Below are 10,401 nucleotides of genomic sequence, written 5' to 3' on the forward strand. Positions count from 1 at the left end.
CCCGCTGCGATCAGCCGCCATTTACGACCGCGGTCGCCTTGTCGAGTTCGGCGGCGTAGGCGTCGAGCGCCTGCGCCGTGATCCCGATGTACTTCCTCGCATCGTCGAAGCGGCGCTCCTCGATGGCCTCGCGCACACCCGGCAGGGTCTTGGCGCCATAGCCGGTGAAGCGGCCGGGGGCGTAGACCATGTTCATGTACCAGGGCCGTCCCGGCAGGCCTTCAGGGCGCAGCATCGACTGGTCGAGCGGGCGCACCACATTGTCCAGCTTGACCTTCTGCGCCTTGGAAAGCCCCGCGCCCTTGGACGCCAGCGCGCCGTCGAAGGCCGCCGCGCTGGTCTTCAGCTTGGCCACCGCCGCCTCCAGCGGCTTGAAGTCGTAGGTCGGCGATTGCGCCAGCGCCACCGGATTGACGTGGGTCTTGGTGGGGTCCGACGCCAGGGCGTAGGCGTTGCCGGCCAGCAGGCGCGCCTGGGTCCTGGCCTCGTCGCGCGTGGTGTCGGCCAGCTTCTTCACCTCGTCGAGGTAGGTCGAAACCGTGTCGGCGAAGTCGGCGTAGCGCTGCACCGGCAGGTCGGCGTCGGCCAGGCGCATCACCGCGCGGCCCACGGTCCTGGCCAGGGTGGCGTCATAGACAAAGCCCGGGTCCACGAAGCGGCTGTGATGCTGGAAGTCGTCGTAGAGCGAGTGGTAGACGCCGCCGCTCTCGCCCTCGCCGCCGTAGCCGAAGTCGATCGACGGCAGGCCCAGGTGCTGCAGGAAGGTGGAGTAGTCGGAGCCGGAGCCCAATGGCCCAAGCGGGATATCCTTGCTGGGATCGTTGGCGGCGGCCTTGGCCTGGGGCGACTGGTTGGCGCCGCGGTTTCCACCCCCGCCGCCACCGCCTTCGCTCATCCCCACGGCCAGGCGGGCGCGGGCGCGATCGCGCACCGAAACCCCGGTCTCAGGATCCTTCACGTCAGCGCTGACTTCGTTGACGAAATGCTGGAAGGCGTGGCTGCCCTCGGCGCGGAAGAAGCCGCGGCCGTTGCCGTCGGAGTTGATGTAGACCACCGCCTTGGCCTTCAGCTCCTCGGCGTGGGTCTCGGCCCATTCGGTGGAGCCCAGCAGCCCCGGCTCCTCGCCGTCCCAGCTGGCGTAGACGATGGTGCGCTTGGGCTTCCAGCCGCTCTTGACCAGCGCGCCCATGGCCTTGGCCTCGGCCAGTTCGGCGATCATGCCGCTGAGCGGGTCCGACGCGCCCATCACCCAGCCGTCGTGGTGGTTGCCGCGCACGATCCAGTCGTTGGGCTCGTCGCTGCCCTTCAAGGTGGCGATCACGTCGTAGAGCGGCTTCAGCGACCAGTCGGACTTCACCGCCAGGTGGATCTTCGCCGCCTCGCCGCCGCCGACATGATAGGTGATCGGCAGGGAGCCGCGGAAGTTGGCCGGCGCCACCGGGCCGTCCAGCGCCGCCAGCAGCACCTGGGCGTCGCCGTAGCCGATCGGCAGGCAGGGGATCTTCAGGATCACCTTGGCGTCCTTGCGGTCGAGCCGTTTGGCGTCCTTGGTCGCGCCGACGCCCGGGGTCAGCGGGTCGCCCGGATAGATCGGCATGTCGGCCACCGAGCCGCGCTGGAAGCCCTGCGGCGGGCGCTGCGGGCCCTTCGGATAGACCTCGTCGGTGGCGTAGCCGTCATCCTTGGGGTCGGAATAGATGATCGCGCCCACCGCCCCGTGCATCTGGGCCAGCAGCGGCTTCAGGCCCCGCCAGCCGCCGCCGTAGCGGGCGATGACGATCTTGCCCTTCACCGAGACGCCCATCTTCTCCAGCGCCAGGTAGTCCTCGGGCATGCCGTAGTTGGCGTAGACCACCGGCGCGGTCACATCGCCGTCGCCCTGATAGGCCACGTAGGCCGGCAGGGCGTCCTTGGTGTAGGTCGGCTGGTCGCCGGGGATCGGCGCCTCGGTCAGCGTCGCCTTGTGCGGCGCGCCCGGGCCGGCGACCAGCTCGAGGCTCTCGCTGATCGGCGTGGGATAGAGGGCGTAGAAGGTCTCGATCTTCGTGTCCCAGCCGAAGGCCTTGAACTGCGCGGCCATCCAGTCCGCATTGGCCTTGTCGTGGGGAGAGCCGACGTGGTTCGGCTCGGACGCCAGCTGTTGCAGCCAGCGGCCCATCTCGGCCGGGTCGACCGCCGCGTCGAGCTTCGCTTCGAGCCCCTTCTCATTCATCGGCGTGGGCGGTGGGGCGGCCCAGGCCGACGCAGCCGCGCCGACGGCGCAAGAGGACAGAAGAGCGACAACACCGGTACGCGATTTCATGAAGGATTCCCCCGAGAAGGCGGGCGGACGCTAGCGCCTTCTCGCCCCGGACCACAAGGCTTGGTAAGGCTCCAATCGAACCGATGACTCGTCAGGCCGGAGGCCTTCGCTCCATGACTGCGCGCGCCGCCGTGATCCTTGCCGCCGGACAGGGCACACGGATGAAGTCCGCCACGCCCAAGGTGCTGCACAAGGTGGGCGGCCGCACCATGCTCGACCGCATGATCGACACGGTCCAGACCCTGGGCTGCGAGCAGGTGGTGGTGGTGGTCGGCAAGGCCAATGCCGAGGTCGGCGCCGCGGCCGAAGCCCGCCTCGGCCCCGGCGCGACGGCCGTGCAGGATCCGCCGCTGGGCACCGCCCACGCGGTGCTGGCGGCCAAGGACGCGCTCTCCGGTTTCGAGGGCGACGTGGTCATCACCTATGCCGACGCCCCGCTGCTGGGCCCCGACGACCTCGGCCCGCTGTTCGCGCTGCGCGAGGCCGGCGCCGACATCGCCATGATGGCCTTCGAACCCGCTGATTCCCTGCTGTACGGCCGGGTGATCACCGGCGCCGGCGGCGAGGTGCTGAAGATCGTGGAGGCGCGCGACGCCTCGGAAGCCGAGAAAGCCGTGCGGCTGTGCAACGCCGGCATGATGGTCGCCGACCGTGCGGCCCTGTTCGGCTGGCTGGCCCGCGTCGACAACAAGAACGTCAAGGCCGAGTACTACCTGACCGATGTGGTCGGCCTGGCGGTGGGCGACGGCAAGGCGGTGCGGGCGCACAGCGCGCCGGAGGCCGCGGTCATGGGCTGCGACACGCCCGCCCAGCTCGCCCAGGCCGAGCGCATCTTCCAGGACCGCCAGCGCGCCCGCTTCCTGGCCGAGGGTGTGGCCCTGGTGGCCCCGGAGACGGTGCACTTCGCCTATGACACGGAGATCGAGCCCGGCGCCACGGTCGAGCAGTTCGTGGTCTTCGCCCCGGGCGTTCGCGTCGAGACCCGCGCCGTCATCCGCGCCTTCAGCCACCTGGAGGGCGCCGTCGTGAAGGAAGGCGCGTTGATCGGCCCCTACGCCAGACTGCGGCCGGGCGCCGACATCGGCGAGGAGGCCCACATCGGCAACTTCGTCGAGGTGAAGAAGGTCGCGGTCGGCAAGGGCGCCAAGGCCAACCACCTGACCTATCTCGGCGACGGTTCGGTGGGCGCAGGCGCGAACATCGGGGCCGGCACGATCTTCTGCAACTACGACGGCTTCGACAAATACGAGACCCACGTGGGCGAGGGCGCCTTCATCGGCTCCAACACCGCGCTGGTGGCGCCGGTGACGGTGGGGCCGGGCGCCTACACCGGCTCCGGCTCGGTGATCACCAAGGATGTCGCCGCCGACGCGCTGGCGGTCGAGCGCGGTCAGCAGGCGGAGCGCCCCGGCTGGGCCGCCAAGTTCCGCGCCCGCAAGCTCGCGGCGCGGGCCGCCAAGGGGACCAAATGAGCGCGGACGATCAGAAACGCATCGCGGGCGCGGCCGCCGCCGACCTGGTGGAAGACGGCATGGTGGTGGGCCTGGGCACGGGCTCGACCGCCGTCTGGTTCGTGAAGGCGCTGGGCGCCAGAATCTTGGCTTCCGGGGGCCTGAACCTCACCTGCGTCTCCACGTCGAAGGCCACCGCTGACCTGGCCATGAGCCTGGGCATGAAGATCGCTGAACTGGGTGAGACCCGGACCATCGATCTCACCGTCGACGGCGCCGACGAGATCGGTCCCGGCCTGTCGCTCATCAAGGGCGCCGGCGCGGCCCTGCTGCGCGAGAAGCTGGTCTGGGAGGCGTCTGCGCGCTGCGTGGTCATCGCCGACGCCAGCAAGCAAATGCAGGTCCTCGGTACGAAGTATCCGCTGCCCATCGAGGTGGAGACTTACGGACACAAGACCACCGCCAACCGCATCTGCGACGTGCTGGCCGAGTTCGATATCGGTACGGCGCCGCGCCTGCGGGTAACCGACGGGATCCCCGTGCGAACTGACGGCGGCAACCTCATCTATGACGCAGTTTGCGGCCGGATCGAGGAGCCGGCGGCGCTCGGCGCGGCGCTGAAGAGCCTGACCGGCGTCGTCGAGCACGGCCTGTTCCTCGACCTGGCCGACCGGGCGCTGATCGGGACCGACGACGGCGTCATCACTGTTGAGCCCTGAAGGCAGGGCGGAAGGAGGCCGCGCTTGGCCAAATACGACTACGACCTCTTCGTCATCGGCGCAGGGTCCGGCGGGGTGCGCGCGGCGCGCCTGGCCGCCATCTCCGGCGCCCGGGTGGCGGTGGCCGAGGAGCACCGCGTCGGCGGCACCTGTGTGATCCGCGGCTGCGTGCCCAAGAAGTTCATGGTCTACGCTTCGGAGGTCTCGCACCACCTGAAGACCGCGAAGTCCTACGGCTGGAGCATCGGAGAGGCGAAATTCGACTGGGAGGCCTTCCTGGCCGAGAAGGACCAGGAGATCGCCCGGCTGTCCGGCGTCTATGTCCGCAATCTGCAGAACGCCGGCGCCGAGCTCGCCCACGGCAAGGCGCGCCTCACCGACGCCCACACCGTCGAGATCGAAGGCGTCGGCGCCAAGACCGCGGACAAGATCCTGATCGCCACCGGCGGGCGGCCCTGGATGCCCAAGGACCTGCCGGGGATCGAGCACGCCATCACCTCCAACGAGGCCTTCCACCTGCCGAAGCTGCCGAAGTCCATCGTGATCGCCGGCGGCGGTTATATCGCCGTGGAGTTCGCCGGCATCTTCAACGGCCTGGGCGTCGAGGTGACCCTGGTCCACCGCGGCCCAAACGTCCTGCGCGGCTTCGACGACGACGTGCGCAGCCACCTCACCGAGGAGATGGAGAAACGCGGGATCAAGGTGATGCTGGCCTGCCAGCACAAGTCCATCGAGAAGACCGCGAGCGGCCTGGTTAGCCACTTCACCGAGGGCCACCACTGCGAGAGCGAGGCGGTGATGATGTGCGTCGGCCGCGAGCCCTACGTCGAGGGCCTGGGCGTGGAGAGCGCCGGCGTGGCGCTCACCGAGCGCGGCGCGGTGAAGGTCGATGAATATTCGCGCACCAACGTCAAGAACATCTGGGCGGTGGGCGACGTCACCGACCGCATCAACCTGACGCCGGTGGCGATCCGCGAGGGCGCCGCCTTCGCCGAGACCGAGTTCAGCGGCAATCCCACCGCCTTCGACCACGAAACGGTCGCCTCCGCCGTCTTCTCCCAGCCGCCGATCGGATCGCTGGGCCTGTCGGAGGCCGACGCGCGCAGGCAATACGGCAAGGTCGACATCTACCTGGCCCGATTGAAGCCGATGAAATACGCCTTCGGCGGCGACGAGCGCTCGCTGCTGAAGCTGGTCGTGGAGGCCGAGACCGAGCGGATCCTCGGCTGCCACGTCGTTGGGCCCGATGCGCCGGAGATCATCCAGATGGCCGCCATCGCCCTGAAGATGGGCGTGACCAAGCCGCAGTGGGACGCCACCTGCGCCGTCCACCCGACGCTGGCCGAAGAGCTGGTCACCATGCGTGAGAAGCACGTCCCCATGGCCATGGGCCAGGTGGCGTGATCCTGTTTCGCCCAACGCTTCGGAGGGCCGGTCCTTGAGCGGAGGAGCCGACGCGCCCGCGCTGCGAAACCCCGCCAGGGGTTTGGCGGTATGGGTAGGCTGGGTGCTCGTCGTGGCCCTGGCCATGACGCCGATCCTGGCCTGGCTGTGGCCGCGCGACTTCTGGGCGCCGGCGGCGATCGTCGGCCTCTTCGCCCTGCCGGCGGCGCGGCTGCGCGAGCAGGACCGGCCGGCCGCGATCGTCCTGTTCGCGGCGCTGATCTGGGCGGCGGTCTCGACGCTCTGGAGCCCCTACCATCCGGCCAAGCCCGGCGAGACCACCATCCTGAAGATGGCCTTCGAGCTGCCGCTCTACGGCGCCGCCGTGCTGGCGGCCCGCCGCGCCGACCCGGTGCTGGCGCGCAGGGCCCTGCAGATCGTCGCCTGGGGCTGCGCGATCTACGGCCTGATCCTGCTGGCCGAGGCCCTGACCCAGGGCGCGCTCTACAAGGGCCTGCGCGGCGTCTGGGGGCCGATGCGCGACGACATCGCCGAGGCGCGGATCGGGCATTCGACCTACGTCCTGGGCGCGCTCTGGCCCATCGCCGCAGTGGGCGCGTCCAAGGCGGCGCGGCCGTGGCTGGCCCTGGCCATGGCGGCCGGCGTGGGCGCCGCGGCCCTGGCGTTCGGCGACGACGCCCCGGTGCTGGCGCTGGTCGTGGCGCCGCTGGCCGCCCTGATCGTCTGGCGCTGGCCGAGCGGGGGCCCGCGCCTGCTGGCGGGCGTCGCCGCAACCCTCTTCCTGACCATGCCGGCGATCGTCTGGGCGGTGCGCCACTTCGGCGACTATGCGGCCATCGAGGCGCGGGTCCCGCAGACCGACGCCATGCGCCTGGGCTACTGGAGCCACGCCATCGACTGGATCCGCCTGCGCCCCCTGCAGGGCTGGGGCCTGGACGCCAGCCGCAGCTTCGGCCCGGGCATCCGGCTGCACCCGCATAACCAGCCGCTGCAGGTCTGGATGGAGCTGGGCGCGGTGGGCGCGGTCCTGGCCGCCGCCTTCTGGGGCGTGACCCTGATGGGCTTGGCCCGTCCGAAAACCAGCCTCATCGCCATGGCCGCCGCCGCCAGCGCCGCGGTCTACCTGCTGTTCGGCGTCAACTTCGGCGTCTGGCAGGAGTGGTGGCTGGGCCTGGGCGCCCTGATCGCCGTCCTGACGGTCCTCAATTTTTCATCCGCTCATCCCGGCGAAAGCCGGGACCCAAGCTGAGGCTCGAGGTCAGGCGCCGCGCTCTCCGAGCCCTGGGTCCCTTGGAGCCCGGCTTTCGCCGGGAAGCGCGGGGCAGGGGGATAAGCGCGACCGCAATTGGACCTCAACCCCCACTTTGGAGTAGAACGCCCGGCTTCCCCGTCGGGCGAATAGCTTGCCGGGGCGTGGAGTTGGATCGATGAGCGAACAGTGGACGCCCGCCGCCTGGAGGTCGAAACCCGGCAAGCACATGCCAGGCGACTATCCGGACCTGGCCGCCCTGACCAAGGTTGAGCAGACCCTGCGCGGCATGCCGCCGCTGGTTTTTGCAGGTGAGGCCCGCCGCCTGAAAAGCCTGCTCGCCGACGTCTCCGAAGGCCGCGCCTTCCTGCTGCAGGGCGGCGACTGCGCTGAGAGTTTCAAGGAATTCGCCGCCGACAACATCCGCGACACCTTCCGCCTGATCCTGCAGATGGCCGTGGTGCTCACCTTCGCCGGCGGCAAGCCGGTGGTGAAGGTGGGCCGCATGGCCGGCCAGTTCGCCAAGCCGCGCTCGGCGCCCACCGAGACGCAGGGGTCGGTCACCCTGCCGTCCTATCGCGGCGACATCATCAACGGCATGGAGTTCGAGGCGGAGACCCGCACGCCCGACCCGCAGCGCCTGATCCAGGCCTACAGCCAGTCGGCGGCGACGCTGAACCTGCTGCGCGCCTTCGCCGGCGGCGGCTACGCCGACCTGCACAACGTCCACCGCTGGACGCTGGGCTTCGTGGCGGACAGCCCGCAGGGCGCCCGCTACCGCGAGATGGCCGAGAAGATCAGCGAGACGCTGGAGTTCATGGAGGCCATCGGCGTCACGCCCGAGAGCCAGCCCGCCCTGCACCAGGTGGAGTTCTTCACCAGCCACGAGGGCCTGCTGCTCAACCTCGAAGAGGCGATGACCCGGATCGATAGCACCTCGGGCCAATGGTACGACACCTCCGCCCACCTGCTGTGGATCGGCGAGCGCACGCGCGAGCTCGACGGCGCCCATGTGGAGTTCTTCAAGGGCATCAGAAACCCGATCGGCGTGAAGTGCGGCCCGACCATCGAGCCGGATGACCTCCTGCGCCTGGCCGAGGCCCTCTCACCGGCCAACGAGCCCGGCCGCCTGACGCTGTACGGCCGCTTTGGCTACGACAAGATCGACAAGCGCCTGCCGGCCCTGCTCCGCGCCACCAAGGCCGCGGGCCTTAAGGTGGTCTGGGCCATCGACCCGATGCACGGCAACACGCTCACCGCCAACAACGGCTACAAGACCCGGCCCTTCGACCGCATCCTGTCGGAGGTGAAGTCCTTCGTGGAGATCTGCAAGGCCGAGGGCGTCCACCCCGGCGGCGTCCACCTGGAGATGACCGGCCAGAATGTCACCGAATGCACCGGTGGCGCCCGTGCGCTGACCGAAGGCGACCTCGTCGACCGCTACCACACCCACTGCGACCCGCGGCTCAACAGCGAACAGGCCCTGGAACTGGCGTTCCTGGTCGCCGAGAAGCTGAAGGAAGAGCGGGTCGGCGAGGCCCGGCGCGCGGCGGCGGGCGCCTGAGCGCCACGCGCCTGGCGATCAGGGGCAATCGCCCGCCTTGGAAGTGGGCGGGTCGCACCGGCCGCCGGTGACGAACGCCAGGGCCGGGCCCCACCATCCGGCCTGCGGCTTCTGATAGAGGGCGTTGTGGCCGTAGCCCTTCAGGATGGCCAGCCGCTTCGGCTCCCGAGCGGCCTCGAACACGCGTTGGCCTTCGGCGACCGGATTGACCTTGTCGTCGGCGCTGTGGACGACCAGCACCGGCGCGGAGACGTCGCGGATGGCCCGGACGTTGTCCCACCAGTCCGGCGTGAGCCGCGCGAGGAGGCCGTAGAAGCCGCCTGCCCGCTCTCCATAGGCCCGCAGCGAGGCAAAGGGGCTGGCCACGATCACGCCGTCCGGTCGCGGCGAAAACCCGGGCGCCGCCTGCAGCATCGGGCCGCTGCCCATCGAATGGCCCATCACGAACACCCGTGAATGCGGGAACCGGCGCCTGGCGAAGGCGTAGGCCGCGCCCGCGTCGTCGTTCACGGCGGCCAGGCGGGCGGGCCGCGAGCTGTCTCCGCTTCCGGTGTAGTCGAACACCACCGAGGACACGCAGTTCCGGTACAGGAACGCCTGGGCGCCGCTCCAGAGCGAGATGGTTTCCTGGACCCCATGATAGATGAGGATCACCGGGGCGTCGGCGCAGGCCGCCGGAGCCGTCACCACATAGCTGTCGAGCCGTCTGGGGCCGCTGGGTATGGCGACGCGCTCGAACGGCGCTCCCGCGCTGGCCGGGGTTTGCGGCCCGTTGGGTCCGGTGGTGAGGGCGCGCGTCTCCATGAAGTGGCGCGCGACCGGGGCGCAGGCGCCAAGCCCCGCGATCGCGCCCAGGACGGCGGCCCGCGCCGCGAAGGCGCCGATCCTGTGGGATGATGCGAGCAGGAGGCCTGGACCCGACGATGGCATAAAAAGCTCCGGCCCATTTGTCGCGTCTGCTACATTATCAATTGTAGTGGGCATTACAAGTTAGGGAATCCGGTGCCGTCACACCTGCGCCAGGCGCGCCCGAGCAGCGACGCCAAGCGGTCCCTCTGGACCGCCCAGCTCGCGGATTTCGCGCTGGAATCCGGACTGGGCGGACTTGTCCTCAGGTCGGCGGCGGATCGGCTGGGCACCAGCGATCGGATGCTGCTCTACCATTTCAAGACCAAGTCCGACCTGGTGGCCGCCGTCCTGGACAACATCTCGGAGCGGCAGATCGCCTTGCTGGGCGCGCCGGACCCGGTCGAACGGCTCGCGCCAGGCGTTCTGCTTTCCCGGGCCTGGCGGGTGGTCAGGGACGTCCGCTTCGTCCCCTTCATGCGCATCTGGACCGAAGCCACGGTGCGCGGCACCCGCGGCGAAGAGCCCTACCGTGAGCTGGCGCGCCGAACCACCGGACGCTGGCTCACCTGGATCGAGTCGCGCCTCGACCTTCCGCCCGGCGCCCCGCGCCGGGAAGCCGCCGCGGCGATCTTGGCGCTGTTGGAAGGCGCGACGCTCCTGGAGATGTCCCAGCCCGGTTCGGCGACGGGCATCGAGCGGCTGATGGCCGCCGCGCTGGATGGCGCCTAGATGTCGTTTCCAAGAAGGTTGTTCACACGCTGCCAGGGTGTGAGGCCTGCGATGCCGGAGTGTGGGCGATCGAGGTTGTAGGCGTCGGTCCAGGCTGCGACGGCCTGGGTTCGTTCGGCCGAGGAGCGGTAGGG

9 protein-coding genes are annotated in these 10,401 nt (G+C 69.9%); 6 read left to right on the forward strand and 3 right to left on the reverse strand.

Going from position 1 to position 10,401, the window contains the following annotated elements; translation table 11 throughout:
• Nucleotides 1-10: 10 nt before the first annotated feature.
• The gene (locus VGL85_RS19375; RefSeq protein WP_331590653.1) at nucleotides 11-2,212 is read right to left on the reverse strand and encodes a transferrin receptor-like dimerization domain-containing protein; all 2,202 of its coding nucleotides are present in this window, start codon (nucleotides 2,210-2,212) and stop codon (nucleotides 11-13) included.
• Between the two features lie 203 nt (nucleotides 2,213-2,415).
• On the opposite strand from VGL85_RS19375, the gene glmU reads away from it, so the two are divergent.
• The 5 genes from glmU to VGL85_RS19400 all read left to right on the forward strand — a co-directional run bounded on the left by glmU (nucleotide 2,416) and on the right by VGL85_RS19400 (nucleotide 8,689).
• Nucleotides 2,416-3,774, forward strand: a complete 1,359-nt coding sequence (gene glmU / locus VGL85_RS19380; RefSeq protein ID WP_331590654.1) for a bifunctional UDP-N-acetylglucosamine diphosphorylase/glucosamine-1-phosphate N-acetyltransferase GlmU — start codon at nucleotides 2,416-2,418, stop codon at nucleotides 3,772-3,774.
• Nucleotides 3,771-4,472: a ribose-5-phosphate isomerase RpiA gene (gene rpiA, locus VGL85_RS19385; protein WP_331590655.1), complete on the forward strand. Its 702-nt coding sequence runs from the start codon at nucleotides 3,771-3,773 to the stop codon at nucleotides 4,470-4,472. The genes glmU and rpiA overlap by 4 nt, the downstream gene beginning before the upstream one ends.
• A 24-nt stretch (nucleotides 4,473-4,496) precedes the next feature.
• Nucleotides 4,497-5,876 (forward strand): glutathione-disulfide reductase, encoded by a 1,380-nt coding sequence (gene gor / locus VGL85_RS19390; RefSeq protein ID WP_331590656.1) that lies wholly within the window; start codon nucleotides 4,497-4,499, stop codon nucleotides 5,874-5,876.
• 103 nt (nucleotides 5,877-5,979) lie between these two features.
• Nucleotides 5,980-7,125, forward strand: a complete 1,146-nt coding sequence (locus VGL85_RS19395; protein WP_331590657.1) for an O-antigen ligase family protein — start codon at nucleotides 5,980-5,982, stop codon at nucleotides 7,123-7,125.
• Between the two features lie 178 nt (nucleotides 7,126-7,303).
• Nucleotides 7,304-8,689 carry a class II 3-deoxy-7-phosphoheptulonate synthase gene (locus tag VGL85_RS19400; protein WP_331590658.1) on the forward strand — a complete coding sequence of 462 codons (1,386 nt, stop codon included), beginning with the start codon at nucleotides 7,304-7,306 and terminating at the stop codon, nucleotides 8,687-8,689.
• 18 nt (nucleotides 8,690-8,707) lie between these two features.
• Here VGL85_RS19400 and VGL85_RS19405 read toward each other — a convergent pair whose 3' ends face one another.
• Nucleotides 8,708-9,619, reverse strand: coding sequence for an alpha/beta hydrolase (locus tag VGL85_RS19405; RefSeq protein WP_331590659.1), 912 nt, complete (start codon nucleotides 9,617-9,619; stop codon nucleotides 8,708-8,710).
• A 72-nt stretch (nucleotides 9,620-9,691) separates the two neighbouring features.
• Between VGL85_RS19405 and VGL85_RS19410 the strand changes: the two genes are divergently transcribed.
• Entirely contained in the window at nucleotides 9,692-10,267 is a 576-nt protein-coding gene (locus VGL85_RS19410; RefSeq protein WP_331590660.1) for a hypothetical protein, read from the forward strand.
• On the opposite strand, the gene VGL85_RS19415 is transcribed toward VGL85_RS19410, so the two are convergent.
• Nucleotides 10,264-10,401, reverse strand: a 138-nt coding sequence (locus VGL85_RS19415) for an integrase core domain-containing protein (RefSeq protein WP_331590662.1), incomplete at its 5' end; no start/stop codon positions are given. The genes VGL85_RS19410 and VGL85_RS19415 overlap by 4 nt on opposite strands.

The sequence above is a fragment of the Phenylobacterium sp. genome, from assembly GCF_036501465.1.
Taxonomy (GTDB): Bacteria; Pseudomonadota; Alphaproteobacteria; order Caulobacterales; family Caulobacteraceae; genus Phenylobacterium.

Coding starts and splice junctions, on each gene's coding strand:
- VGL85_RS19405 (WP_331590659.1), bottom strand. CDS start 9,619: ATGCCATCGTCGGGTCCAGGCCTCCTGCTCGCATCATCCCACAGGATC.
- VGL85_RS19400 (WP_331590658.1), top strand. CDS start 7,304: ATGAGCGAACAGTGGACGCCCGCCGCCTGGAGGTCGAAACCCGGCAAG.
- glmU (WP_331590654.1), top strand. CDS start 2,416: ATGACTGCGCGCGCCGCCGTGATCCTTGCCGCCGGACAGGGCACACGG.
- rpiA (WP_331590655.1), top strand. CDS start 3,771: ATGAGCGCGGACGATCAGAAACGCATCGCGGGCGCGGCCGCCGCCGAC.
- VGL85_RS19375 (WP_331590653.1), bottom strand. CDS start 2,212: ATGAATGAGAAGGGGCTCGAAGCGAAGCTCGACGCGGCGGTCGACCCG.